The organism is Synechocystis sp. LKSZ1, from assembly GCF_040436315.1.
Taxonomy (GTDB): Bacteria; Cyanobacteriota; Cyanobacteriia; order Cyanobacteriales; family Microcystaceae; genus Synechocystis.
Genome location: NZ_AP031572.1, coordinates 515,738 through 539,930 on the forward strand (window position 1 = coordinate 515,738; position 24,193 = coordinate 539,930).

At 54.3% G+C, this 24,193-nt stretch carries 25 protein-coding genes; 20 read left to right on the forward strand and 5 right to left on the reverse strand.

Annotated elements, in window-relative coordinates; genetic code table 11:
- Nucleotides 1-32: 32 nt before the first annotated feature.
- From larB to ABXS88_RS02520, 4 genes are read left to right on the forward strand one after another with little or no spacing between them, the layout of a single operon-like run.
- Nucleotides 33-836, forward strand: a complete 804-nt coding sequence (larB, locus tag ABXS88_RS02505) for a nickel pincer cofactor biosynthesis protein LarB (protein ID WP_353673614.1) — start codon at nucleotides 33-35, stop codon at nucleotides 834-836.
- A 41-nt stretch (nucleotides 837-877) separates the two neighbouring features.
- The gene (locus ABXS88_RS02510) at nucleotides 878-2,725 is read left to right on the forward strand and encodes a DUF5942 domain-containing protein (protein ID WP_353673615.1); all 1,848 of its coding nucleotides are present in this window, start codon (nucleotides 878-880) and stop codon (nucleotides 2,723-2,725) included.
- A complete protein-coding gene (locus tag ABXS88_RS02515) occupies nucleotides 2,725-2,955 on the forward strand; it encodes a hypothetical protein (RefSeq protein ID WP_353673616.1) in 231 nt (76 codons plus the stop codon). Before ABXS88_RS02510 ends, ABXS88_RS02515 begins: the two co-directional genes overlap by 1 nt.
- Before the next feature lie 38 nt (nucleotides 2,956-2,993).
- The gene (locus ABXS88_RS02520; RefSeq protein WP_353673617.1) at nucleotides 2,994-4,082 is read left to right on the forward strand and encodes an ABC transporter ATP-binding protein; all 1,089 of its coding nucleotides are present in this window, start codon (nucleotides 2,994-2,996) and stop codon (nucleotides 4,080-4,082) included.
- Nucleotides 4,083-4,085: 3 nt separating this feature from the next.
- Here the strand turns inward: ABXS88_RS02520 and ffh are convergent, their stop codons facing one another.
- Nucleotides 4,086-5,537: a signal recognition particle protein gene (ffh, locus tag ABXS88_RS02525; protein ID WP_353673618.1), complete on the reverse strand. Its 1,452-nt coding sequence runs from the start codon at nucleotides 5,535-5,537 to the stop codon at nucleotides 4,086-4,088.
- 195 nt (nucleotides 5,538-5,732) lie between these two features.
- Here ffh and rpaB point away from each other — a divergent pair, with 195 nt between their 5' ends.
- The gene (gene rpaB / locus ABXS88_RS02530) at nucleotides 5,733-6,464 is read left to right on the forward strand and encodes a response regulator transcription factor RpaB (RefSeq protein WP_353673619.1); all 732 of its coding nucleotides are present in this window, start codon (nucleotides 5,733-5,735) and stop codon (nucleotides 6,462-6,464) included.
- A gap of 13 nt (nucleotides 6,465-6,477) precedes the next feature.
- Nucleotides 6,478-7,140: a cofactor assembly of complex C subunit B gene (locus ABXS88_RS02535; RefSeq protein WP_353674768.1), complete on the forward strand. Its 663-nt coding sequence runs from the start codon at nucleotides 6,478-6,480 to the stop codon at nucleotides 7,138-7,140.
- On the opposite strand, the gene ABXS88_RS02540 is transcribed toward ABXS88_RS02535, so the two are convergent.
- A complete protein-coding gene (locus tag ABXS88_RS02540) occupies nucleotides 7,110-7,697 on the reverse strand; it encodes a DUF4126 domain-containing protein (RefSeq protein WP_353673620.1) in 588 nt (195 codons plus the stop codon). The two genes, ABXS88_RS02535 and ABXS88_RS02540, sit on opposite strands and share 31 nt — an antisense overlap.
- 196 nt (nucleotides 7,698-7,893) lie before the next feature.
- Between ABXS88_RS02540 and ABXS88_RS02545 the strand changes: the two genes are divergently transcribed.
- From ABXS88_RS02545 to ABXS88_RS02600, 12 genes are all read left to right on the forward strand, one after another.
- Nucleotides 7,894-8,916: an ABC transporter ATP-binding protein gene (locus tag ABXS88_RS02545; RefSeq protein ID WP_353673621.1), complete on the forward strand. Its 1,023-nt coding sequence runs from the start codon at nucleotides 7,894-7,896 to the stop codon at nucleotides 8,914-8,916.
- A 29-nt stretch (nucleotides 8,917-8,945) separates the two neighbouring features.
- Complete coding sequence (locus tag ABXS88_RS02550) at nucleotides 8,946-9,821, forward strand: ABC transporter permease (protein ID WP_353673622.1); 876 nt, start codon at nucleotides 8,946-8,948, stop codon at nucleotides 9,819-9,821.
- A 17-nt stretch (nucleotides 9,822-9,838) separates the two neighbouring features.
- Entirely contained in the window at nucleotides 9,839-10,195 is a 357-nt protein-coding gene (locus ABXS88_RS02555; RefSeq protein ID WP_353673623.1) for a hypothetical protein, read from the forward strand.
- Between the two features lie 10 nt (nucleotides 10,196-10,205).
- A complete protein-coding gene (locus ABXS88_RS02560) occupies nucleotides 10,206-10,793 on the forward strand; it encodes a DUF4340 domain-containing protein (protein WP_353673624.1) in 588 nt (195 codons plus the stop codon).
- Between the two features lie 6 nt (nucleotides 10,794-10,799).
- A complete protein-coding gene (locus tag ABXS88_RS02565) occupies nucleotides 10,800-11,069 on the forward strand; it encodes a DUF6439 family protein (RefSeq protein ID WP_353673625.1) in 270 nt (89 codons plus the stop codon).
- Nucleotides 11,066-11,722 (forward strand): lysophospholipid acyltransferase family protein, encoded by a 657-nt coding sequence (locus ABXS88_RS02570; RefSeq protein ID WP_353673626.1) that lies wholly within the window; start codon nucleotides 11,066-11,068, stop codon nucleotides 11,720-11,722. The genes ABXS88_RS02565 and ABXS88_RS02570 overlap by 4 nt, the downstream gene beginning before the upstream one ends.
- A gap of 131 nt (nucleotides 11,723-11,853) precedes the next feature.
- On the forward strand, nucleotides 11,854-12,309 hold the full coding sequence (rimP, locus tag ABXS88_RS02575) for a ribosome maturation factor RimP (RefSeq protein WP_353673627.1): 456 nt from the start codon (nucleotides 11,854-11,856) through the stop codon (nucleotides 12,307-12,309).
- A 79-nt stretch (nucleotides 12,310-12,388) separates the two neighbouring features.
- The gene (nusA, locus tag ABXS88_RS02580) at nucleotides 12,389-13,663 is read left to right on the forward strand and encodes a transcription termination factor NusA (protein WP_353673628.1); all 1,275 of its coding nucleotides are present in this window, start codon (nucleotides 12,389-12,391) and stop codon (nucleotides 13,661-13,663) included.
- Nucleotides 13,664-13,682: 19 nt separating this feature from the next.
- Nucleotides 13,683-13,931, forward strand: a complete 249-nt coding sequence (locus tag ABXS88_RS02585) for a YlxR family protein (RefSeq protein WP_353673629.1) — start codon at nucleotides 13,683-13,685, stop codon at nucleotides 13,929-13,931.
- 215 nt (nucleotides 13,932-14,146) lie between these two features.
- A complete protein-coding gene (infB, locus tag ABXS88_RS02590; RefSeq protein WP_353673630.1) occupies nucleotides 14,147-17,149 on the forward strand; it encodes a translation initiation factor IF-2 in 3,003 nt (1,000 codons plus the stop codon).
- Between the two features lie 36 nt (nucleotides 17,150-17,185).
- Nucleotides 17,186-17,782, forward strand: a complete 597-nt coding sequence (locus ABXS88_RS02595; protein ID WP_353673631.1) for a low-complexity tail membrane protein — start codon at nucleotides 17,186-17,188, stop codon at nucleotides 17,780-17,782.
- Nucleotides 17,783-17,825: 43 nt separating this feature from the next.
- Nucleotides 17,826-19,229 carry a protein kinase gene (locus tag ABXS88_RS02600; RefSeq protein WP_353673632.1) on the forward strand — a complete coding sequence of 468 codons (1,404 nt, stop codon included), beginning with the start codon at nucleotides 17,826-17,828 and terminating at the stop codon, nucleotides 19,227-19,229.
- On the opposite strand, the gene ABXS88_RS02605 is transcribed toward ABXS88_RS02600, so the two are convergent.
- Nucleotides 19,149-21,059, reverse strand: a complete 1,911-nt coding sequence (locus ABXS88_RS02605) for a response regulator (protein ID WP_353673633.1) — start codon at nucleotides 21,057-21,059, stop codon at nucleotides 19,149-19,151. The genes ABXS88_RS02600 and ABXS88_RS02605 overlap by 81 nt on opposite strands.
- A 117-nt stretch (nucleotides 21,060-21,176) precedes the next feature.
- On the opposite strand from ABXS88_RS02605, the gene ABXS88_RS02610 reads away from it, so the two are divergent.
- Complete coding sequence (locus tag ABXS88_RS02610) at nucleotides 21,177-21,437, forward strand: TIGR02450 family Trp-rich protein (RefSeq protein WP_353673634.1); 261 nt, start codon at nucleotides 21,177-21,179, stop codon at nucleotides 21,435-21,437.
- 63 nt (nucleotides 21,438-21,500) lie between these two features.
- Nucleotides 21,501-22,244, forward strand: coding sequence for a DUF1995 family protein (locus ABXS88_RS02615; protein ID WP_353673635.1), 744 nt, complete (start codon nucleotides 21,501-21,503; stop codon nucleotides 22,242-22,244).
- Between the two features lie 35 nt (nucleotides 22,245-22,279).
- Here the strand turns inward: ABXS88_RS02615 and ABXS88_RS02620 are convergent, their stop codons facing one another.
- Nucleotides 22,280-23,467, reverse strand: coding sequence for a glycosyltransferase family 4 protein (locus tag ABXS88_RS02620; protein WP_353673636.1), 1,188 nt, complete (start codon nucleotides 23,465-23,467; stop codon nucleotides 22,280-22,282).
- A gap of 177 nt (nucleotides 23,468-23,644) precedes the next feature.
- Entirely contained in the window at nucleotides 23,645-24,190 is a 546-nt protein-coding gene (locus ABXS88_RS02625) for an RDD family protein (RefSeq protein WP_353673637.1), read from the reverse strand.
- Nucleotides 24,191-24,193: the final 3 nt, after the last annotated feature.

Here is a 24,193-nt window from a genome sequence, read left to right on the forward strand (position 1 = left end):
ACTAACATCAGGATAGATTTGTCTCCTCAACTATGCACCAACAACACCGTGGTCTGAGTCCCGCCACCCTTCAATCCTTGCTCGAAGCCGTGGCCCAGGGCCAGACTTCAGTTCCCCAGGCTCTCGACCACCTCAAACATCTCCACTTCCAACCCGTGGAGGATTTTGCCAAAATAGACCACCATCGCCAACTCCGTACCGGCTTTCCCGAAGTCATTTGGGGGCCAGGTAAAACACCGGAGCAAATTGTGCAGATCATCCAGGCCATGGCCCCGAACCATGCCACTGTTATAGCCACGCGCATTGAACCCGCCGTAGCCGAGGCCCTTACCTTGGCTATTCCCCACTTGAGTTACTATCCCACCGCCCGCATTTGTGCGTTGATTCAACAGGAATTAACGATCCAGGCCCCTGGAACTATTGGTATTTTGACGGCCGGAACAGCGGATCTGCCCGTAGCGGAGGAAGCGGCCATTACGGCAATTTTGTCTGGCTTTCAGGTTCAGCGCCTGTGGGATGTGGGAGTAGCCGGGATTCATCGTCTCTTGAGCCATCGGGAACTGATTCAAACTATGGATGTGTTAGTGGTAGTGGCGGGGATGGAGGGGGCCTTGCCCAGTGTTGTGGCAGGCCTGGTGGATTGCCCGGTGATCGGCGTACCGACCAGTATTGGTTATGGAACTAGTTTTGGCGGGGTGGCCCCCCTACTGACCATGCTCAACTCCTGTGCCGTGGGGATTGGCGTTGTTAATATAGATAATGGGTTTGGGGCGGCTATGCTGGCGGGCCAGATTTTGCGGACGGCCCAGCGCCTTGCCAGAAACGGAAAGGGATAGCCTATGATGGAGGGCAAGATATTTTGCTCCTTGCCGTTGCCATGAAACGCCTCCTCTTGGTTTTACTCTTTTTTATTGGCCTGGGCTGGGCCCTGTCCCATTTTGTCAATAGCTACGGGTTGGCCCATCGGGGCCAGTACGACTCCGTGATTGTCAACTTCAAAAACAATCTACCGACGGAGGTGCTGAGTAGCCAAATGCAGGCCATCTCAACAACGGTTAAACATAACCCTGATTTCAACAGTATTTTCTCCGTCCGGGAACACCTCTACACCGTTAAAGGGAACGCCCAAACCCTCCAGCAACTGCAAACCTCCTCCCTGAAAAAATTGGCGGATTACATTGAGCCCAACTATCTCTACCAGGCCCTGGAGGTGCCCAACGATCCAGACTACAGCAAGCAATGGAACCTGCGGACGATCGGCATGGAGCAGGCCTGGGAAAAAAGTAAAGGGGAAGGCATTACCGTTGCCGTCATTGATACTGGGGTGAGTCGGGTTCCCGACCTGCGGGATACGGAATTTGTCGAGGGCTATAACTTTGTGGAAGATAGTACCGATACCAGTGATGACAATGGCCACGGTACCCATGTGGCAGGAACCATTGCCCAGGCTACTAACAATCGTTACGGTGTAGCGGGGATTGCCTACAAGGCCAAGATCATGCCTCTCAAAGTCCTCTCGGCCAGTGGGGGGGGAACCGTGGCCGATATCGCCGAGGCCATTCAGTACGCCGCTGATAAAGGGGCCACGGTGATTAACCTCAGTTTGGGGGGCGGGGGCGAAAGCAAAACCCTGCGGGATGCCATCGACTACGCCTACAACAAAGGGGTGACGATTATTGCGGCGGCGGGAAATGAAAATAAAAATGCGGCCTCCTATCCGGCCCGTTATCCCAAGGTGATCAGTGTGGCGGCCCTGGATGCGACGGGTAATCGTGCCAACTATTCCAACTACGGTGCGGGGGTGGATATTTCCGCGCCAGGGGGGAGTGACCAGGGCAAAGACGGCAAGATTCTACAAGAAACCATTGATCCCAGTACCCAACAACCTGTTCTGGTGGGCTTCCAGGGTACCAGTATGGCCGCGCCCCATGTGGCGGGAACGGCAGCCCTGATTCAATCGATCCAGCTTGCCCAGGCTCGTCAGGGCCTTAAAGCCACCCAGGCGGAAAAAGTGACCGTAGCGGCCGTGGCCCCCCCGGCAGAAGTTCTCGGTATCCTCAAGGCCTCGGCCCGCAAGATTGCCGACGATAGTCAAAATTATTATGGCGCGGGCCATCTCAGTGCTAGTGAAGCTGTTAACCTGGCCCTGAAGGGACAGATTTCCCTGCGGGATTTCTTCCGCTGGCTACGGGATAATGGCTACCTCAATCCCATCTTCTGGTTTGATGGCGGTGCGGTGGCCCTGTTGCCTAAACTTTTGATGGTGCTGGGTTCCTATGCCCTGGCGGTGTTGTTGCGCTTTTATCTGCCCCTGCAATGGACGGCGTCCCTCAACTGGGGGCTACTTCTGGGGAGTTCCGGCCTCTTCTTTCTGAAAGGTTTCTACATTTTTGACCTGCCCCAATGGCCCTTCCGTCTGTTGGGTAGTTCGGTGCCGGAGTTGGGTAATGCCCTGAATGGCAGTGCCTTACTGAATCCTTTTTTTGCTAGTATTCTCATCCCTCTGGGCTTGATGCTGCTCCTGCTGGGGAATCCAAGTGGCAAGAACTTTGCGGTGGGGATGAGCCTGGGTATCGCAGCCTGCTTGGGGGTGACGGCAATTTTCCATCCGGCCCTGTGGCTGATGGGGAGTGGCACCACGGCTCAAATTTTTCTGGGGCTGAATGCGCTACTCTGCCTGGGTCTGGCCGCGCTTGCCTCTAAAGGGGAAGGACGATTCGCCTAATGGTTTACCTCACCGGCAAAATTGAGAAAAAGGGCTTTGGCTTTGGGGTCTGGGCCTTGATTACCGAAGATGGCAGTGTTTACGAACTCCTTGACCCCCCGGCCCCGCTCTGTCAGGCCCAAAGCGGTGTGACCATTGAGGGGGAAATTCAGGAAGAAGTCATGACCTTGGCGATGATTGGCCCTGTCCTTAAGGTGGTTAGCTTTGAAGTGGGCATTCTTGATTCCTGATTCTGAGCTTCCTAGGGCCTTCTCAATCCGCATTTAGCATGGCGACATTACAGCTTCTCAATCTAGAAAAACAGTTCGATCACGGTATCCGCCCCGTGCAGGGGATTAACTTAACGGTGGCAGACCAGGATTTTCTCACCCTGCTAGGGCCATCGGGATGCGGAAAATCAACCCTCTTGCGCTTAATTGCCGGCCTGGAAACCCCCAGCCAAGGGGAGATCTGGCTCGGTGATCGTTGCTTGAACGATATCCCCCCCGGTGAGCGCAATATTGCTATGGTCTTCCAGAGCTACGCCCTCTATCCCCACCTCACCATCTTTGATAACATCGCCAGTCCCCTCAAACTCCGTCGGTTAAATCCTGACGAGATTCAGGCAAGGGTAGAGGCCACGGCGGAACGCCTTTCCCTAAGGCCCTTGCTCAAACGCAAACCGGCCCAACTCTCGGGGGGTCAGCGTCAACGGGTGGCCCTGGCCCGGGCCCTGGTTCGTCAGCCGGATATTTTTCTCTTGGATGAACCCCTGAGTAATCTGGATGCCCTGCTCCGGGAGCAAGTACGGGCCGAGCTCAAACAGTTGTTTCAGACCCAACAACAGCCCGTCATCTACGTCACCCACGACCAAAGCGAGGCCATGAGTCTTTCGAGTCAAATTGCGGTGCTCTACGAGGGCCAGATTCAACAGTTGGATAGTCCCCGTCGGATTTATCAATATCCCGCCAATCAATTTGTTGCTGGTTTTGTCGGCAGTCCCCAGATGAATCTGTTGGCCCTGCCCTGCTATCAAGGCCAGGCCCAGTTGGGGAGTCTACGCCTCCCCTTGCCGCCCTCGGCCCGCCAGCAGCCCCAAATCATGTTTGGTCTGCGCCCGGAGGATATCCACTTGGCGCGGGAGACAGACCCCTGGACAGTTCAAGGTCGGGTTGACCTGATCGAACCTCTGGGCCGGGAACGCCTGGTGACGGTGCGCTTAGACCAAAGTCCTTTGGCCCTGCGGGTTCTGCTACCGGCCGACCAGGCCCTGGAATCTTCTGGGATTAGCTTGAGTTGGTCGGCCACTACTATCCATTGGTTCCACTTCAACGGTGATCCCCACCAACCCCTGGGGGAACGTTACCGTTACCCATAAGGCCTAAAGCGTACCGAAGCCTTTCTTTTTTTTCTTGGCTTTTTTGCCGGCACCACCGGGGCCACTATAACCCCGAAAACCGGGGGGTGTGGGCCGGCCCATCCCCGGCATGCCCATTCCGGGTAAACCGCCCATACCTGGCATCCCCATCCCCGGCATTCCCTGACCCATCTGTTGCATCATGGAACGCATACGGGTGAAATTAGTGACCAACTTCGATACATCACTCTCACTGTGGCCCGACCCTTTGGCAATGCGCCGCCGCCGACCAGGAGATTTCGCTAAGAGATCGGGGTTTTTCCGCTCCTCCACTGTCATGGAGTTGATCATGGCCTCCGTGCGTTTGAGTTCTTTTTCCCCTTTTTCGATGTCTAGATTGCTGAGTTTGTTCATGCCGGGGATCATTTTCAGCAGGCCCCCCAGCGATCCCATATTTTTCATCAGCCGCGTCTGCTTGAGGAAGTCGTCAAAGTCAAAGCGGGCCTCCATGATTTTGGCCTGCATGGCTTCTACGTCGCCGATGTCGATGGCCTCCTGGGCCTTTTCCACCAGGGTCAGCACATCTCCCATGTTCAGGATACGGCTGGCCATACGGTCGGGATAGAAGGGTTGCAGGGCCTCCACCTTTTCCCCCACCCCGATAAATTTAATCGGCTGTCCCGAAATTTGACGCACCGAGAGGGCCGCCCCGCCCCGGGTATCGCCATCCAGCTTGGTCAGAATGGCCCCGGTAATGCCAATTTCCTCGTGGAAGGTATGGGTGAGGTTGGCCGCTTCTTGCCCGGTCATGGCATCCACCACCAGCAGGGTGTCATCGGGCTGAACCGCCGCCTTGATCTGGGCCAATTCCGCCATCATCTCTGGGTCAATCTGCAAACGACCAGCGGTGTCAATGAGAACTGTGTCGAGGCCCAATTCCTTGGCCCTGGCCACCCCCTGTCGGGCAATATCCACGGGATTGGCCTCAGTTCCTAGCTCAAAGACCGGGACATCGATCTGCTCCCCCAGGGTTTTCAGTTGGTCGATGGCGGCGGGCCGGTAAACATCGGTGGCCACCATCAGTACTGTGCGTTTTTCCTTGCGTAGGTAGAGGGCCAGCTTGGCGGTGGCGGTGGTTTTTCCTGTCCCCTGCAGGCCCGCCATCAGGATGACGGTGGGGGGCTGTGAGGCCAGGGCCAGGGGAACATTGCTTTCCCCCATGAGTTGGACTAACTCGTCGTAAACAATCTTGATAAACTGTTGGCCGGGATTGACCCCCGTGATCACCTCCGCCCCCAAGGCCTTTGTCTCCACTTCTGCAATGAAGCCCTTGACCACCTGGAGATTGACATCGGCGGACAGCAGGGCCCGGCGGACATCCTGCAAAGCGGCCTGAATATTACTAGCAGAAATCTTGTCCTGGCCCCGGAGTTTTTTCCAGGCATCATCAAGGCGTTCGGCGAGGGCATCAAACATAGGCGGGGAGTATAGTCGTAAATATCAGATTTTCTTAACCATCCTAATTAGCATAGTCGTTCGGGAGAAGGGGTGACAAGAATTCCCCAGGCATTGCGACCAAACGAACCCGAGAAAGCGATATTCTTAAGGGTAGTATTTGTCCATAAAACTTCAGAATTCGTAATTTCGCTTAACTAAGGGGGGTTGAGGACTTTGGAAATCCACAAGGAAAAAATTTTAGTGGTTGACGATGAAGCTAGCATCCGTCGGATTTTAGAGACCCGATTGTCTATGATTGGGTACGATGTGGTCACTGCGGCTGACGGCGAGGAAGCCATTGACATTTTCCATCAGGCAGAGCCGGATTTAGTGGTTTTAGATGTGATGATGCCGAAGCTGGACGGCTACGGCGTTTGTCAAGAACTCCGCAAAGAATCCGATATTCCCATCATTATGCTGACGGCCCTGGGCGATGTCGCCGACCGGATTACAGGACTGGAATTGGGGGCCGATGACTATGTGGTCAAACCCTTCTCCCCTAAAGAATTAGAGGCCCGGATTCGCTCGGTACTGCGACGGGTCGATAAAAATGGTATGCCCGGTATTCCCAGTTCCGGTGTCATTCAAATTGCCTCCATTCGCATCGATACCAACAAGCGCCAGGTCTACAAAGGAGATGAACGCATCCGCCTCACGGGCATGGAGTTTAGTCTGCTGGAACTGCTGGTAAGTCGCTCCGGCGAGGCCTTTTCCCGCTCCGAAATTTTGCAAGAGGTCTGGGGCTATACCCCCGAACGCCATGTGGATACGCGGGTGGTGGATGTGCATATTTCCCGGCTCCGGGCCAAACTAGAGGACGACCCCAGTAATCCCGAGTTAATTCTCACGGCCCGAGGAACGGGCTACCTCTTCCAACGCATCCTAGAGCCTGGGGAAGAACCCTAACCCCTCTACCATGATGGCACAGGATTCTAATCGGATAGTACGGCAAATTCCCCTCTGGGCCGGGATAGCGGGTGGCCTTCTTCTGCTGATCAATCGCCTAAGTACACCGGAATTGACGCCCTCCCAATCCCGCTCCGACGTGGTGGGGGTCATTTTGGCCGGGGTCTTGGCCTTGGTGTGGTTGATTTGGCAACAGATCCAACCCCGTTCACCGGAAGCGGTTACTCTGCTGGGACGAGAAGGCTTTGAACTAGAGGCATCATTACCAGAGGAATTGAAGACCGAGTTGGCCTGGGCCTCCCATCTCCTCCTGACCAATACCGTGACCCAGTCCCTCGTTGTGTACTATCAAGGCCGCGTTCTTCTGCGGCGGGGTATTTTAGGCGTTAACCCGCTGGTAAAGCCGGGCCCTATCCTAGAGCGGGTTCTCAAGACACAAAAACCTATCTATCTCGTTAGCCTGCCCCTCTATCCCGGTCGCGTCGAGTTTGATTACCTACCAGAAAATACCCAAGGCCTAATCTGTCAACCCCTTGGCCCCGATGGTGCTTTGATCCTAGGAGCAAATGTTCCCCGCAGTTATACCCGACAGGATGAGAATTGGATTGATGGCATTGCCCAAAAGCTGAGCTATAGCCTTGCCCGTCAGAGAGAGAAAGGTTCCGATGATCCTTGACGACGACGCGACCATTGCCGCCAGGCGGTGGAACTCCGCACCGCTAGCCAGAGAAGGAGCATGGCAATTAGACCGCCATTTTTAGGAAATTTAATTGCAAACAGCACGAGAATGACGCAGAGCAAGTCCTCGATCAAGACCCACCAGAGAGGAATGCCCCGTAGACGAAAAAACCAGCCGACTTGAACCAGCTTAAGAACGAAGGCAAATAAGCCCCCTAAACCGGCGGTAAACCAGATAGGCCACACGGCTAATTGTTCTACATGAAAGAGTTTAACGACCGTGACGGCCATCAAGCCCCCCACCAAGGGCGTCATCAACAGTTGGATGATCTGGAGTACTCGTTGGCCCAGTAATCGTTTAGAAGCAAACAGTTCAAAGAGCGACCAACTCATCAGAATCGCCACCAACACTTGGGGATTGACCGCAGAGAGGAGAGGCACTTGAGACCAGAGCTCTCCCTGAAGCAAACCGATCAAAAGCAAAGGCAGGGCGCTTCGCATACTAGCGGCGGCAGAGGCCGACAAAAGGGCAAGAATACCAATCAAAAACGTCATACAGGATGGTACCCAGTACAGCTAAGCAAGCCTTCTCGGGCAGCGGGTTTACGGTAGAGTATAAAACTTGCGTCCGAAGGGAATAGGGGAAGAGGCGACTTCCTAGACTGTCCGCAGGGCCAGATTCCAATCTGTGCTATCTTAAGGCTCAGATAACGTAACGAATTGTATCAAAATAGTTTAAATCCAAAACCTTATGGGGTTTGCGGTTCTCGTTGAACATCTTCAAAAAAACTACGGCGCCGTGGCAGCGGTTAAGGATATTTCCTTCGCGGTCAAACCCGGAGAAATCTTTGGCCTTTTAGGCCCCAATGGTGCCGGCAAAACCACCACTATCCGCTGTCTCTGCACCCTGGCTAAGCCCGACGGCGGCAAACTGGAAATTAATGGGGTCTCGGTTATTGACCAGCCCAAGCTAGCCCGCAACTACCTCGGCTATGTGGCCCAGGAAGTGGCCCTCGACAAAATTTTAACGGGCAGAGAATTGTTGCAATTGCAAGCGGCCCTCTACCATTTGCCGACGGCCAGGGCCAATCAGAGAATTGAGGCCCTGTTAGCGGCCCTGGGCCTAACGGATTACGCCGACCAAAAAACCGGCACCTACTCCGGCGGCATTCGCAAGCGTCTCGATTTAGCGGCTGGCCTTCTGCACCAACCGGCGGTGCTGATCCTGGATGAACCCTCGGTGGGTCTCGACATTGAAAGCCGTTTGATCCTGTGGGAGTTTCTCCGGCAGTTGCGCGGGGCGGGAACGACGGTGTTACTGACTAGTCATTACCTCGAAGAAATTGATGCCCTTGCTGACCGCCTGGCCATTATTGACCAGGGCCAAGTGATTGCAACGGGGTCTCCCTCGGAGCTCAAAGACCGGGTCGGCGGGGATCGGGTGACCCTCAAAATTCGTGAATTCGCCAATCCCCTAGAAGCGGAGCGGGCGAAGGCCCTCCTCGCTCCTCTCCCCTTTGTGGAGGAAATTATTATTAACAGTACCCAGGGCCATTCCCTCAACTTAGTCGTGGCGGCCCAAAGTAATGCCTTAAGCCAGATTGAACAGGTCTTGCAAGCCCACGGCCTGCCCATCTTTAGCCTGGCCCAGTCCCGTCCTAGCCTGGATGATGTCTACCTCGCTGCCACCGGCCAGACTCTCCTGGATGCGGAACTCGCGGCGGCCAGTCGGCGGGATCTCAAGGCCGAGAAAAAACAGGCCATGCAGGCCTAAACACCGACTGTTCTTAGAGTGACGTGACTATGAATCCCAGCACCACCCCCTCCAATCCCTTTGCCCCCGTGACGGCCCCCGAGCCATCCCTCAGTGCCTGGGCCGCCTTAACTCAGGAAACTCTGGCCCTGACCCGGCGCCTCTTTATCCAACTCCAACGTCGTCCCTCGACCCTGTTAGCAGGGGTGATCCAACCCTTCATGTGGCTGGTTCTCTTTGGAGCCCTTTTTCTCCATGCCCCTCAAGGCCTCTTTGGCAACGACCTAAACTACGCCCAGTTCCTGGCGCCGGGGATTCTCGTTTTCACGGCCTTTTCCGGGGCATTGAATGCGGGCCTGCCCGTGATGTTTGACCGGGAGTTTGGCTTTTTAAATCGTCTGCTGGTGGCCCCCCTCGTCTCCCGCTATTCCATCGTGCTGGCCTCGACTATCTATATTGTCAGTTTAAGCCTCATCCAGTCAGCCGTGATTGTGCTGGCCAGTGCGGCCCTGGGAGCCGGATTTCCAAGCGGAGTAGGCCTAGCGGCTATTACTTTCATCATTTTGTTAATTGTGTTGGGGGTCACGGCCCTGAGCCTGGGTCTGGCCTTTGCTCTGCCAGGGCATATTGAACTGATCGCCGTCATTTTTGTGACCAACCTCCCCCTCCTTTTTGCTAGCACGGCCCTGGCCCCCCTCTCTTTTATGGCAGATTGGTTGCAGGTCGTGGCCTGTCTCAACCCTCTGACCTACGCCATCGAGCCCATTCGTTACCTCTACCTCCACAACGATTGGAGTTTTAGCAGTACAGTACTCCAAACACCCTGGTGGCCCCTCTCCTTTAGCCAAGTCCTGGCGGTGCTAGTCCTCTTCGATGGGTTAGCATTGTTATTAATTCAGCCCCTCTTACGTCGTCGTTTTCTGTAAAGGAGGTCACGATTCCCATGCCTTGCCCCAGTCCTGCACGCTTAACACTTCTGGCGGGGAGCTTGGTGAGCCTATTTCTGATGAGTGCTCAACCGACCCCAGCCCAAACGCACAACTCCACCACCAATGACGGCTTTCAGTCCAACGAACAAAATGTGAATGGCTTCGGCACCAGTGGCTTTGATCCCCTTTCCCTGATCCACAACGCCAACTTTAGTCGTAGTCGTAATAGCAGTGATTTTGCCGACGACACCAACCAAAATCTGAATAAGGCAGCCCAGGAATTTAAGCGTCAGCAACAACAGCAATTACAACAGTTGTCGGCTCCCTCAGCGGTTCCGGTAACCAATTCCCCTGCGTCCAATACTCCCTAAAACGGACGCTGTGAAGCTGAAATCGACGACCCTGATTCTCCTTGGCTTGGCCCTCATTCTGGCCGGTGGGGTCTTTTGGTTCGAACACCAGCAAAGCCAGACCCCTGACCTAGAACAACCCCGTCGGCCGAAGCATTTTTCCTTTCCGCCCAATCAAGTCCAGGCCCTGAGCATCACCCAACCCACGGGAGAACTCCAGCTCTATCGTAGCGGGGATAACCCCCAGGTCTGGGTAATGGATCAACCGAATCCCGTCGCTGTAAGTCCAGCGGCCATCGAATTTTTGCTAAATCTCTTGCTGGAAAGTCAGAGTGTCCGTGATTTTGAGGTGGCGACACCCCAATTGGCCGAGTACGGCCTGGCCAATCCCCAGGAAAAGTTAGTGATTCAGTTGGTGGATGGCAAAACCCATCGCCTCCTGCTGGGCAATCCTGATTTCAAAGGGGATGCTCTCTATGCTTTGATTGACCCTGTAACTCCCACTCCGGAAAACGTTCCCGTTTATCTAGTGTCCCGGAGTTTGCAGGAAATGATGCGACGCTCCCCCCAGGATTGGCAAAAAACTGAGTCGTCGTCTTCCCCCAGTCCCCTTCCCTAATTGCCGATGTTAACTGCTCCCTCGACTGACCTTACCCCCCTGGCCCTGGCCCAAGCCCTGGCCGACCAACTGGCCATTGCGCCCCAGGATTGGCATCGTCTCAAAGCTAATCGTAAGGCCCAAGCCAGCCAAGACCTAGCGGTAGCCCTAGTGTACTTGCTCAAGGATAATCCCCAAGAGGCCCTGGCCCATATTCAGCAGGCGGCGGGCTGGCTAGACCGCTCCATTAGTGCCCCGCCCTGTCCCAGCCACGGTACTCAATCTCCGGCATCATGAGTTCCAGTACCCCTCAATATCGTTCCCGTGAACCTTGGCCGAGTTTGGCCCTCTACCGCGGCCTGAAATGGTCTTTGGTCAAACCGCTCCTAACAGGCTATTTTCATGGTCGAGTCTACGGCCAAGAGCACGTCCCCCAGAAGGGCCCAGCCATTGTGGTCAGTAACCACGGCACCTACTTCGATCCCCCCTTCCTTTCCTGTGCCATGGGCCGGCCGGTGGCTTTTATGGCCAAGGAAGAACTGTTTGAAATTCCCCTCCTCAGCCAGGCCATTCGTCTTTATGGGGCCTATCCCGTTAAACGGGGTTCGGGGGACCGGGGGGCCATTCGAGCGGCCCTAACCGCCCTGCAAGCGGGATGGTTAGTCGGGGTTTTCCTAGAAGGTACCCGCACTACCGATGGCCGGATTCGTGAGCCTAAACTAGGCGCGGCAATGATTGCTGCCAAGGCCAAGGTTCCTCTGATTCCCGTGGCCTTGGCCGGCGTTGAACATATTTTCGATCCGCAATCTCGTTTTCCCCGAGCGGTTCCCCTCACCATTCGCATTGGCCCTGCCATTTCTGCCCCCACTTCTTCCCGGCGGGAAGCGCTAGAAGGGACGACCACCGAGTGTCAAAACCAGATCAATGCCCTGCTTGATCTAGGCCGTTAGAACGTTTTAGGCCAGGAAATCCCGATTGTTTGATAAACTGGGGGATACGGGGACAGTCCTAGGGCTGTCTCTCCCAATCTTGGACTATTTCCAGAAGTGGGTTCGGCCCGCTTTTTTTATTGCCCATTGCGATGACGCACCCCCTCATTCCTCAAGTTCTTGAGTTAGCGACGCCCATTGCCACAGCCTTGGGATTAGAAGTAGTTGATGCGGTTTTTCAAACCAACAAACGGCCCCCCGTCCTGCGCGTGGATATCCGCCATCCGGGTCAAGATACCAGCTTAGACGACTGTGAAAAAATGAGCCGGGAATTAGATGCCCAGCTAGAAGCCACAGCCCTGATCCCCAGTGCTTACGTCTTAGAAGTCTCTAGTCCAGGGATTTCCCGCAAGCTGATATCTGACCGTGATTTCTTAGCGTTTAAAGGCTTTGCGGTGGTGGTGACAACCCTTGAACCCTTTGAGGGCCAGCACCAGTGGCAGGGCCGTTTACAAGGGCGTGATGACAATCAAGTTTACTTAAATTTGAAAGGGCGCGTACTGGCAATTCCCCGTAGCCTTGTCACGATCGTCCAGCTAGAGGGCTAACTGTATTATTCCGCTCTGGGGTTCTGGTCCCTGAGAGGCCGCCCCTTATCTAATTATTTTATTATAGGAGATTGATTGCATGTCCCTTGTGAGTTTGCCGGGTTTAAAAAATATGATCGAGGAAATTAGCCAACGGCATAATCTGCCTCGCTCTGCCGTCCAGGAGGCCCTGCGCGAGGCCCTGTTAAAGGGCTATGAACGCTACCGTCGTTCCCTGAGCCTCGGCCAGCAATTTCCAGAGGAATATTTTGATAATTTTGAGGTGGAATTAGACACGGAAGAAGAAGGATTCCGAGTGCTGTCTACCAAGCGCATTGTCGAAACCGTGGACAACAGCGACCATAATATCTCTCTGAAGGAAGTGCAAGAGGTGGCCGCAGAGGCGGAACTTGGGGATGAAGTCGTGCTAGATGTGACCCCCGAGCAGAAGGATTTTGGCCGCATGGCCGCGATCCAAACCAAGCAGGTATTGTTGCAAAAGTTGCGGGATCAACAGCGAAAAATTATTCAGGAGGAATTTCAAGACCTGGAGGGAACCGTCCTTAATGCTCGTGTTCTTCGTTTTGAGCGGCAATCGGCGATCATGGCTGTCCAGAGTAGCTTTGGCCAACCGGAGGTCGAAGCGGAACTGACTAAACGGGAGCAATTGCCCAACGATAACTACCGGGCCAATGCCACCTTTAAGGTCTATCTCAAAAAAGTGCGGGAAGGCTCCCACCGTGGCCCTCAACTGCTGGTATCCCGGGCGGCCGCAGGCCTGGTTGTCGAACTCTTTACGGTGGAAGTACCGGAAATTGAAGAGGAAATTGTGCGGATAGTGGCCGTTTCTCGGGAAGCCAATCCCCCCTCACGCTACGTTGGCCCGCGCACCAAAATTGCCGTCGATACCCTAGAGCGGGATGTGGATCCGGTTGGGGCCTGTATTGGGGCTCGGGGCTCCCGCATTCAAGCCGTTGTCAATGAACTACGGGGGGAAAAAATTGACGTGATTCGCTGGTCTCCCGACCCCGCTACTTACATTGCCAATGCTCTCAGTCCGGCACGGGTGGATCAGGTTTATCTGATCAATGCAGAGGAACGCCATGCCCTGGTGATTGTGGCGGAGGATCAGTTAAGTTTAGCCATTGGTAAAGAGGGCCAGAACGTTCGCCTAGCTGCCCGTCTGACGGGTTGGCGCATTGACATCAAAGACCCTGCCACCTACGAACGGGATAAAGAGGCCATTGAGCAGGCGGCCCAAGCGGCCCGGGCCTCGATGTTAGAGGATGAATCGAAGGAGTTGGTCGAAGCATCCGACCCCCTGGTTGAACTGGGGGAATATCCGGTTGAGCTGGCCGACGAAGAACTTGCCTAGTTGGCCGCTGCCACTATCCATGCGTCCTAACTACCGCCGCTGTTTAAGTTGTCGTAAAATCGCCCCCAAAGCTGATTTTTGGCGAATTGTCCGAGTCTATCCATCTCGACAGGTACAATTAGATGAAGGCATGGGGCGCTCGGCCTATCTTTGTCCCCAGGCTAGTTGTCTTCAGACAGCACGCCAAAAAAATCGTCTGGGGCGAGCCTTGCGGGCTACTATCCCGGAGGGCCTTTACGACGAACTCTGGCAACGACTCCTTTCCTAACCCTTTCCACTTCCCCAGGGATTCGCCTTGCCTTAGCCCTTTACCAAAATCAACCCATTTATCGTTAGCATAGGAGAAATACTAGTAGTCTAGACTTTACTGTGACTCAGCCTATTACCGCCATCAGCTTACACCGCCTACCCAGGCCCCAAGCTCATGTTTTATCACCAATCGCTTACCAATCCGTCATGAATAATTAGTTAGGGGGATAGTGGATGAACAACGCCAAGATTAGAATTTACGATTTATCAAAAGAACTGCATTTGGAAAACAAAGATATTTTAGATATTTGCGAAAAACTCAATATTGCGGTAAAGAGTCACAGTAGCACGATTAGCGAAACGGATGCGGAGCGAATTAAAGCCAGTGCGGACAAGTACGTTACGCCCCCGCCCGTTAAACGCAAAAGTTTACCGAAGCCTGAGCAAAAACAGCAAATCTTGGCCATCCACCATCGACAGCCCTCTCCCACTCCCCCTAGCCCTCCTAACATTTCGACACCTGCCTTGGTAACGCCTCCCGCTCCCCCCATTTCCCCCCAACTGCCCACGGCGGCCCAACCTAGTTTCACCGAGCCTGAACAACGTCCGCAAAAACCCAACGAGGCGGTTGCTCCCCCTCGTCCTGAAGCTCCCCCGGCTAAGGCATCAACACCTCCCAAGCCACCGGAACCAGCCCGCTCCTTACTAGCGCCTCCGGCCCGTCGTCCCAGTTCCCCGACGCCCCCTGCGTCCTCTGTGAATGCGCCGATTATTCAGCGAGAGCGAGTGGCTAAACCCGAACGGCCATCGGCACCAGCGGTCGCCAGCCCCCCCAGCAAGGGAGAGGTCAAGGTTAACCGCCCCATCGTTGTTAGCCTCAAGGAAGGCAGTAAGGGACGACGAGAAGAGGCAGAGACAAGTTTGGCGCCCCGTCCCACTAGCCCTGATAAAGTGAAGCCCAAGCTAGAACTTCAGCGACCGAAACCGCCCCAAGTTGAAGAAGAAATAGATGACAATCTCCCGGAACTTTTAGAGTTTCCCCTCCATAAGAAGGCCAAAGCAGAAGATAGCGAGGGAGAAGAGGGTGTCATTGAACTGACAGAAAAACAAAAACCTAAGCTCAAACGTCCCACCCCTCCCCGCCCGGCGAAGCGGAGTAAGTGGGAAGAAGAAGAGGAAGAACGGGAACGAGAAAAAGCCAAGGTCGCCGTTAAAGCCAAACGTCGTTCTCAAACGGTCGAGGATGAAGAGGAAGACCTCCTCCTTGACCAGAGTAATGCCGCCCAGGCGGCCCTGGTGAGCTTGTCTATTGCCCGGCCACCAAAGCCTCAATCCCTTGCTAAAACCGCGGCTCCCAGCATCGCCAGCAAGGTCAAAAAGCCGACAATCAAAACAGAAGCGAGTACTAATCGTGGCCGTCATGACCGCCGAGAACGAAAAGAAGTCATCCAACGGCCTGAAAGTATCACGCTATCCGGTGGTCTAACCGTGCGGGAATTGGCAGATTTACTCAAAGTGCCCGAAACGGATATTATCCGTAACCTATTCCAGAAGGGGATTGCTATCCAAATTACCCAAACCCTGGACGAAGAGACGGCCCGAATGGTCGCAGAGGAATTTGATGTGCTGGTGGAATCTGCCGAAAAAGTGGCCGCCGCGACCAAAACCTCAGAAATGTTGGATGTGGCGGATCTAGAAAACCTCGTTCGTCGTCCTCCGGTGGTGACGATTATGGGTCATGTTGACCACGGGAAAACAACGCTTTTGGATGCGATCCGTAAAACGAAGGTGGCCCAAGGGGAAGCGGGGGGAATCACCCAACATATTGGGGCCTACCATGTGGATACGGAACACAACGGTAAGCCAGAGCAGATTGTTTTCCTCGATACGCCTGGGCACGAAGCCTTTACCGCGATGCGGGCTCGGGGAGCCAAGGTGACGGATATTGCCATTCTAGTAGTGGCCGCCGATGATGGGGTTCAACCCCAGACCCGAGAAGCTATTAGCCATGCCCGGGCGGCGGAAGTTCCTTTAATTGTGGCGATTAATAAGATCGACAAACCCGACGCTAATCCTGATCGCATCAAACAGGAACTTTCAGACTTAGGGCTCCTAGCCGAAGAATGGGGCGGCGATACGATTATGGTGCCGGTCAGTGCCCTCAAAGGAGAAAACCTAGACGCCTTGCTGGAGATGATTCTGCTAGTATCTGAAGTGGAAGAATTGTCTGCCAACCCCAACCGCCTGGCTAAGGGAACCGTCATTGAAGCCAACCTAGACCGGACGCGTGGCCCAGTGGCTACTCTCCTCGTTCAAAACGGCACCCTGCGGGTCGGCGATATTATTGTGGTCGGTGCTGTCTTTGGTAAGATTCGTGCCATGATCGACGACCGGGGTAACAAGGTGGAAGCCGCTTCCCCCTCCTTTGCGGTGGAGGTTTTGGGGCTGAATGAAGTTCCCGCCGCCGGGGATGAATTTGAAGTTTACACCAACGAGAAAGAGGCCCGGGCCATTGCGGAACAGCGAGCTGACAGTAATCGTCAACTGCGCCTCCAGCAGGCCATGTCCTCCCGTCGTGTGACCCTCAGCACCCTATCGGCCCAGGCCCAGGAAGGGGAGTTGAAGGAATTGAACCTGATCCTCAAAGCCGATGTCCAGGGATCCGTCGAAGCCATTGTTGGCGCCCTCCAGCAACTGCCTCAAAATGAAGTACAACTCCGGGTTCTCTTGGCGGCTCCTGGTGAAATCACAGAAACAGATGTGGATCTAGCGGCCGCTAGTGGTGCGGTAATTCTTGGGTTTAATACCACCTTAGCCAGTGGCTCCCGTCAGACGGCGGATCAGGAAGGAGTCGATATTCGGGAGTACGACATTATCTATAAACTTCTAGATGATGTCCAAGGGGCCATGGAAGGTCTCCTCGATCCCGAGGAAATCGAATCGACCCTCGGTCAGGCAGAAGTCCGAGCTGTCTTCCCCGTTGGCCGGGGTAGTGTCGCGGGTTGTTACGTTCAATCGGGCAAAATTATCCGTAACCGTAATCTCCGGGTGCGTCGGGGTGGTCAGGTCATTTATGAAGGCACCATTGATTCCCTGAAACGGATGAAGGAAGATGCCCGTGAGGTCAATGCTGGCTATGAGTGTGGTATCGGTGTTTCTAAGTTCAATGAATGGAAGGAAGGCGATATCATTGAGGCCTATGAAATGACCATGAAGCGTCGAACCCTCTCTAGCTAACATCCCTTGACCGACTAACCCTGGAGTACTGAGCCCATGTCATCCTTTCGCACGGAGCCGTTTCTTTGGATTCATTTGGCGGGGGTGGCAGTGGCCCCCTTGGCCCTCCTGGTTGCCTGGGTTGCCCTAGCGGTGGCGACCCCTGTAACTCCCTATGCGCTGGAACTCTTGTTACTGGTAGGGGCCGGTATGGTGCCAGTGTTCTGGATGCAGTGGCAACGGCCCTTTGAGATCTTTAGTCTATTGCTGATTGCCCTGCGGCCAGACCAGCTTTCCGAGGCTCAGCGTCGCATCTTAGCCCTGTTTTTGCGGCCTCAGCGACGTTGGCTAACTCTCTTGGGGGCCTTACTGCTTCTGGTTAAGTTGGGCGTTATTTATTACTATGCTCCCCTCGCCGCCATGGTAGCCCTCGAGTTGCCCCAGGTTCGACTGTTAGCGCTTCTCGTTGCCGCTGTTGCTTTTTTCATGGCCAATTTGTTTCTCCAGGTTCCCCTGAGTGTGCTAGGCGTTTTACTGACCTCCCAAGACACCTATGAAGCGACCCAACCGCTAGAATCAACAGAGGTTCAGGCCAAATTTACAATTCCCGGCTTCCGGGTCCGGGCACTTCCATGGCTAACGGCCCAGCAATAACGGGTCTTTTTCCAGGGCCTCTCTTAATTTTTCCCCTCCAAGCATGGCCATCTCTTGCTTAAATAATCGTTATCAAATTATTAGAACCCTTGGCCGAGGCGGCTTTGGTGAAACCTTTCTGGCGGTAGATACCCACATGCCCTCTGCTCGGCAATGTGTGATTAAGCAACTCAAACCGGCCCTGGAAACCACAGAAATGCCAACTTGGCTCCAGGAACGCTTTCAGCGGGAGGCCGCAATTCTAGAGAAATTAGGGGAAAGCCATGGCCAAATTCCGAAGCTCTACGCCTACTTTACCGAAGGTGACAATTTTTATCTCGTTCAGGAATGGATTGAAGGGTTGACCCTAACCCAGCAGTACGACCAGCAGGGCTCCTTTTCCAGTGAGGCGGTTCAGCGACTCCTGTTAGATCTATTACCGGTTCTCGACTTTATCCACCAACGTCGCATTATTCATCGAGATATTAAACCCGATAACATCATTCTCCGGGCCCGTGACCAAAAACCCGTCCTGATCGACTTTGGCATTATCAAAGAAGTCATGGAAACCGTTGTTAATCCCCAGGGGAAAAGTGCCTATTCTCTGGCCATTGGGACACCGGGCTATATGGCCTCGGAGCAGGCGGCGGGTCGCCCTGTCTATTCTAGTGACCTCTACAGTCTAGGCCTGACAGCTATTTTTTTACTGACGGGTAAAACCCCCCAATATCTAGACCAAGATGCTCGCACCGGAGAAATTTTGTGGCATCAGGAGGCCCCCCGAGTCTCTCCCCAGCTAGCTCAAGTGCTAGACCGTTGTATTCGTTTTCACCCCCGCGACCGCTTTGCCTCGGCTCAGGAAATGCTTCAGGCCTTGACCCGTCCCCGTCCGGAACCGACAGCCGCCACAGTAGTGGTTCCCCAACCCACTCGGAGCAAACCCCACCCAACGACCTCTCGTCCCAACTTGCCAACGGCATCAGAGGCGACGGAGTCCTCTCCCTGGCTAACCTGGCTGGTCATGCCCCTCCTATTAATGGGCGTCATTCTCGGTGGCCTGAGTGCGGGTTTCTGGTTTGCCAATCGTTATCGTTCCTCAACGCCCGTCGTTTCTCCTCCGCCAATAACACCAAATTTAGAGTCTCCCCGACCTTCTCCCCAGGCTTTTCCAACTCCCTGGCGTACCCCGCGCCCGAGTCCCAGTCCAACACCCTCGCCGTCTCCTGAGCCTTCCCCTTCTCTGCCTCCTCTCAGTAGTCCTGAACCCGTCCTGTCCCCCGTCGCAACCCCGACACCACTTCCTTCTGTGGAAGCAACGCCGACGTCAGAGCCGAAAGCAACGACAACCCCTGCTCCACTAGAAGGCCCTCAGGGTTCAGGAGAGCCCTTAGACCCCGTGCCCCCCCTCGAGCCCTTCCCTGTTGTGAGTCCTCCTGCTCCTCCCCTCCAGGAAAAACCCGGTTCTTAGGGAAAAACGGGAGCGCTGTAAACGATTCTTAACGCGCAGGAGTAGTTCTTCCTCCGTGATGGGCTTGGTGAGATAGTCGTCGGCTCCGACTGTAAAGGCCGCTTGATTACTTTGCTGGCCCTGGTGGGCCGTCAAAAATAAAATTGGCAGATGATGCCAGCGGGGCTCTAAACGGAGCATTTGACAAAGTTCGATGCCGCTGAGGTGGGGCATTTCCACATCGAGAATCAGTAAGTCTGGGGTGGTAACGGGCAAAATTTCCCATAGGCGTCGAGGATCATCTACGCTCGTGACTTGTAGGCCCTGGGGTTCTAACCAAGTGTGGAGTGACCCCAATACCAGGGGATCATCATCCACCACCACGATATGGGGGGCCTTGGGGCAAGATGTTCGCCAAACCTGTAAAATCAACTCCCATAATTCCTGGGCTGGAATCGGCTCGGATAACAGGGCCTGGGCCTGGGCAATCATGCGCCGGGCAGTCAGGGGAGGGTCTGACCACAGCAACAGACTGGAGGACTGAGGATAGCGCTGTGCTATCTCGGTTGCCAAGGCTAGATTGGCCTGACGCTCGACTTCTCCGTAGGCCATCTGATTGAAAACAATAATTCCTGCTGGGTAGGCCTTCAACCAGTCATCGCCGAGAGTGAGGGTTTTGACCCGATGCCAACGACCTTGCTCCGATGGAGTGAGGGTCTGGAGGGCTAGAAATAAATCCCTATCATGATCAATCAACAGTAGCGGAATTGGCCCGGCCGAATGGGCTTCTGCCAGGGGAAGGCTGGATGTAACGATTCCTGGTGGGGGTGCTAAGGCTAGCAGTTTTCTTAATTGGGTCACCATGGCCTGAAAGCGGCTCTGGTCAGTGGCCGGCCAAGAATCCTGGGCCAGGAGTTGTTCCAGTTGTTGTGCCAGTTCAGTTCCGGCCTCTCGACCGAACATCCCTAAGACCCCTGCCAATTTGTGGGCGGCCTGCTGGGCCTGGCGTTGAATATCCGGGGTTAGTTTGGACTGGATGCTGACATCAACGGCCCGCTCCAGAGCGGCTAGACGCTCTGCCATTAGGCCCTGGGATTGTTGCCATAGCTCGTCTAGGCCCTGTTCAAGGGTTGGAGCTAGGGACGGAAATGGATCAGGCGATGACGATGGGGCCCGTGGGGCCTGCCATTGGAAACGGTAGCCCATACCATATACATTCTCAATGGCATCGGTAATGCCCACTTTCTTGAGTTTTTGCCGGAGTCCCTTGACGTGGGCCTTGACGCTGTCTTCTAGGGGGGGGTCATCTAAACTCCAAAGATGCTCCACCAACTTCGCCCGGCTAAAGAGACGCAGGGGATTCCGCATGAATAATTCCAGCAGGCTGTATTCCTTGGGGGTGAGCTTCAGAACCAGGCCTTGGTAAGTGGCTTGGCCCAAACTGGGGTCGAGGCTGAGGTCACCGAGGGTAATAAGACTTAAGGGGGCCACTTCTCCTCGACGCAGTAAGGCCCGCAGGCGGGCGTGGAGTTCCGCCAATTCAAAGGGTTTATTCAGGTAGTCGTCGGCCCCTGCATCCAGCCCCCGCACTCGCTCTGTACTATCATGCTTGGCTGTCATCAGTAGAATAGGGGTTGTACTGCCCTTGTCCCGCAATTGCCGACAGAGACTAATACCGTCTAAACGGGGTAGGCCCACATCCATCAGAAGGAGATCATAGCTGGCGCTTTGGCTATATTCCCAGCCCAGTTGTCCATCTGCGACACTATCAACCACGTAGTGTTGGGCCTTGAGAGAGTTCAGCAAAATACGGGTTAAAACGTCATCATCCTCGATCAATAAAATGCGCATGGGTTAATTCGCCTCTTGTTCGCGGATCAAAGGGATCTGGAGAGAAACGCTAGCTGAGATGATGGATGGTAGCAAAAGTGATTCAATTGTAGCGGGACGCCGTTTTTCCTTCCAACCATGGCTAAAAAACAGAAGTTTCCTCACCTCCTGGGGTCTAAATGGACGGCCCAGCAAACCACCTGGGGCTGGCGTCATTTTCAGGTCGTCAATCGCCGTAACCAAGGGCCTTGGATCTTTGCTGAAATGGTGGCCTGTTGTGACCCGGCGGTTCGTTTTTGGCTCAATGCCCAGCAATTAAAAGACCACAATCTTTGGCAGGCGGGTTGGCAACCCCTCCAGGTAGATGGGCCACTATCGCCGTCCCTTGAACTCCACTAGGGGCCAGGCTTGATAAGATCAAGAAATTCAGCATCAGCACTAAAATTTACAAAATTTAAAGTAATGACTGTTCCCCCCAGTTTAGAGGTTGCTATCCGTGAAGCCATGACGGCTACCGAGCGTGCCCTAGCGGCCGGTTGCCAGCGCATTCAGATCGAACTGGTCATTCCAGAAATTGCTCTCCAGGCCCAGAGTTTAGCCCTACAATTTACGAGCCTCTTTGAAGACTATGGCCTGGGGTTACGAGTCCTGTTTCCCGATACCGGAGCGGCGGCCCTGGCCCGGCGGGATTGGGGAGAAACCTGGTTTCAGGTAAGTGATCTGGGCAGTCGTTATACACCGGTGGATCGCAAAATTGCTGAGACGGATCAAGTTTTTCTGGTGGTTTCTCCCTCTGCCGTTGAAGTACAAATCGTTGAACACCTCTGTACATTGGCCGGTGATCGTCCAGTAATTCTCCTGATTCCCCAATTGGAGGATGTCTCGATTGTGGGTATTGGCTACGCCGCCCGACAACTGCGGGAACGCTTTCTGAGTACCTTGGTCTCTAGCTATTACTTTAGACCGCTGGAAGGCGCAGTGGTTTTGCGATCTTTTCCTTCCCCTTGGCAAGTCTACCTGGAACAAGAGGAGGACTACCAACTCATTGCCGAGGAACCCCAAAAACCGGCGGGAGAGGCCCTGGAAATACTGATTCAACAGGCCCTGAATCCCCAGGAGAGCAACGCCAGTCCAACGGCGAGTAGCATCAAAAAACCGGGTCTTTTTGCCAGTATGGGGCGCTTTCTACGGGCCCTTAATCAGTAAAGGTGCTTCGGCTCAAACCTCAACGACTCTAGGCCTTACCAGTGGATCTGGGCCCGCTCATGAACAACCCGCTGATACACCGCTTCCGTCTGCTGGGCCAGCTTTTGCCAACTAAAGCGCAACTCTAGATCAGCATAGGCGTTGGCCACTAGGGTCTGGGCGTAGTCGGGACGGGTGAGGATTTCCAGAATACCCCAGGCCAGGGAGTCTGGATTGTTGGTGTAGGTCACAATTCCGGTTTTACCGTGCTGAACTACTTCTGCTAGTCCACCAGTATTGGATACTACCACTGGCACACGGGCCGCAAAACTTTCCAGGGCCACAATGCCAAAGGGTTCATAAAGGCTAGGAAAGACAGCACAATCGGCAATAGTTTGAAAATGATCTAGCTCTTCATCAGCCATGAATCCAGTAAATAGACACTGCTCCCAAATGCCTAAATTCCAAGCCAGTTGCTGGAGTCGCTCGGTATTGCCGCCACCAATAATGACAAATTTGGCTCTGCTTTCCAAACGCTGTAATACCATGGGGGCCGCCGTCAGCAGGACAGAAATCCCTTTTTCATAGGTCATGCGGCCAACATAGTAGACAATTTTTTCTTGGTCGAGGGCAAAACGACGACGAAAGCTGAGGTAGTCAAAATGGGGGTCTTGGTGTTTTTTTTCTGAGCGGATGCCATTGTAGATCACATTCATTTTGTCCCAGGGAGTGCTAAACACCCGCTCTAGTTCATGGCGCATATAGTGACTACAGACAATCACCCGCCAGGCATTGTAGATGAGATGTCCTTCTTGGTTAGCGATATAGCGTTGGGTATCGTTAAACAGGCCATTGTAACGACCGTGCTCCGTGGCATGGATGGTGGCGACCAGGGGAATTTTGAAGCGATGTTTTAGGCGAATGGCGGCCTCTCCCACTAACCAATCGTGGGCATGGATCAAATCTAAGAGACCGAGTTGCTCGATTAGCTGCTGGCCCTGTTGTTCCATACTCTGGTTCATGTTAGCGACCCAGTGAAAAAAGTCATTGCCTGGGGCCACGGCAACGCGATAAACATGAATCCCTTCTACGATTTCGTCGGCCGGTGCTGGGTCAAATTCCACCGTCAGTAGGTGAATCTCATGGCCGAGCTTGACCAGTTCGGGATAGAGTTCCGCTACATGACGAGCAATGCCCCCCACCAAACGGGGCGGAAACTCCCACGCTAACACCAGGATTTTCATCAATCGTTTCGCCTACAGAGCCGATACAAACGAGGATATTGGCCCATTATCTTAACCCGGTTTTCTGGCATGATTTTGGGCCATGCTGATTTAACTATATTCACAAGGATTAAGAAGACAATTCTTCGCCTTAACAATCTGTCGAGCCCGGCATGTTGAAACCGCCGCGTAGGGCCATTAGCGACGACGGCGCTCTGCTAATTTAGCCCGCAGGAGATAGCTCCATCGCTTGAGGCGTAGATCTAGGGAAAACCCCCGTTTGGCACGGATGACGACGGTCCCCGCCACCCGGTCATGGAGGGCTTGATTCATTTCTTCATCCCCCAGGGCCAGGCCCGCATCAATGGTTAGGGGAACGAGAAATAACAACATGGAGATGGCGTTCATAAAATTAATCTTGAGACCAATCATTGCCAATAAGGAAAATCCTGCCAGCAGGCCCTCCCGCTTGCTTAGGTCGAGCACCCCCGGTAGGCGACGTAGGCGCAGATTAATCACCTTTAAGTCAAAGGCCCAGCCACCTAGGCTCTGGCCTTGATTGCTGACCACTACCACTACCCGCAAACCCCACCACAGGGCTAAAAAAATGACATCCTGGAGCCAGCCCGTTACAAAGGAACTCAGGAGCCAGACCACAACAAAATCTAACAAGTAGGCGTAGGCTCGTCGTTCGAGGGGAACCCGAGGAAATCGCCGGGGAGAGGGGGGAGAATTGCCATACATATT

Bases quoted from the DNA above. Each gene is read 5' to 3' on its own strand.
- larB (WP_353673614.1), top strand. From the start codon at position 33: ATGCACCAACAACACCGTGGTCTGAGTCCCGCCACCCTTCAATCCTTG.
- ABXS88_RS02510 (WP_353673615.1), top strand. From the start codon at position 878: ATGAAACGCCTCCTCTTGGTTTTACTCTTTTTTATTGGCCTGGGCTGG.
- ABXS88_RS02515 (WP_353673616.1), top strand. From the start codon at position 2,725: ATGGTTTACCTCACCGGCAAAATTGAGAAAAAGGGCTTTGGCTTTGGG.
- ABXS88_RS02520 (WP_353673617.1), top strand. From the start codon at position 2,994: ATGGCGACATTACAGCTTCTCAATCTAGAAAAACAGTTCGATCACGGT.
- ffh (WP_353673618.1), bottom strand. From the start codon at position 5,537: ATGTTTGATGCCCTCGCCGAACGCCTTGATGATGCCTGGAAAAAACTC.
- ABXS88_RS02535 (WP_353674768.1), top strand. From the start codon at position 6,478: ATGGCACAGGATTCTAATCGGATAGTACGGCAAATTCCCCTCTGGGCC.
- ABXS88_RS02540 (WP_353673620.1), bottom strand. From the start codon at position 7,697: ATGACGTTTTTGATTGGTATTCTTGCCCTTTTGTCGGCCTCTGCCGCC.
- ABXS88_RS02545 (WP_353673621.1), top strand. From the start codon at position 7,894: ATGGGGTTTGCGGTTCTCGTTGAACATCTTCAAAAAAACTACGGCGCC.
- ABXS88_RS02550 (WP_353673622.1), top strand. From the start codon at position 8,946: ATGAATCCCAGCACCACCCCCTCCAATCCCTTTGCCCCCGTGACGGCC.
- ABXS88_RS02555 (WP_353673623.1), top strand. From the start codon at position 9,839: ATGCCTTGCCCCAGTCCTGCACGCTTAACACTTCTGGCGGGGAGCTTG.
- ABXS88_RS02565 (WP_353673625.1), top strand. From the start codon at position 10,800: ATGTTAACTGCTCCCTCGACTGACCTTACCCCCCTGGCCCTGGCCCAA.
- ABXS88_RS02570 (WP_353673626.1), top strand. From the start codon at position 11,066: ATGAGTTCCAGTACCCCTCAATATCGTTCCCGTGAACCTTGGCCGAGT.
- rimP (WP_353673627.1), top strand. From the start codon at position 11,854: ATGACGCACCCCCTCATTCCTCAAGTTCTTGAGTTAGCGACGCCCATT.
- nusA (WP_353673628.1), top strand. From the start codon at position 12,389: ATGTCCCTTGTGAGTTTGCCGGGTTTAAAAAATATGATCGAGGAAATT.
- ABXS88_RS02585 (WP_353673629.1), top strand. From the start codon at position 13,683: ATGCGTCCTAACTACCGCCGCTGTTTAAGTTGTCGTAAAATCGCCCCC.
- infB (WP_353673630.1), top strand. From the start codon at position 14,147: ATGAACAACGCCAAGATTAGAATTTACGATTTATCAAAAGAACTGCAT.
- ABXS88_RS02595 (WP_353673631.1), top strand. From the start codon at position 17,186: ATGTCATCCTTTCGCACGGAGCCGTTTCTTTGGATTCATTTGGCGGGG.
- ABXS88_RS02600 (WP_353673632.1), top strand. From the start codon at position 17,826: ATGGCCATCTCTTGCTTAAATAATCGTTATCAAATTATTAGAACCCTT.
- ABXS88_RS02605 (WP_353673633.1), bottom strand. From the start codon at position 21,059: ATGCGCATTTTATTGATCGAGGATGATGACGTTTTAACCCGTATTTTG.
- ABXS88_RS02610 (WP_353673634.1), top strand. From the start codon at position 21,177: ATGGCTAAAAAACAGAAGTTTCCTCACCTCCTGGGGTCTAAATGGACG.
- ABXS88_RS02615 (WP_353673635.1), top strand. From the start codon at position 21,501: ATGACTGTTCCCCCCAGTTTAGAGGTTGCTATCCGTGAAGCCATGACG.
- ABXS88_RS02620 (WP_353673636.1), bottom strand. From the start codon at position 23,467: ATGAAAATCCTGGTGTTAGCGTGGGAGTTTCCGCCCCGTTTGGTGGGG.
- ABXS88_RS02625 (WP_353673637.1), bottom strand. From the start codon at position 24,190: ATGTATGGCAATTCTCCCCCCTCTCCCCGGCGATTTCCTCGGGTTCCC.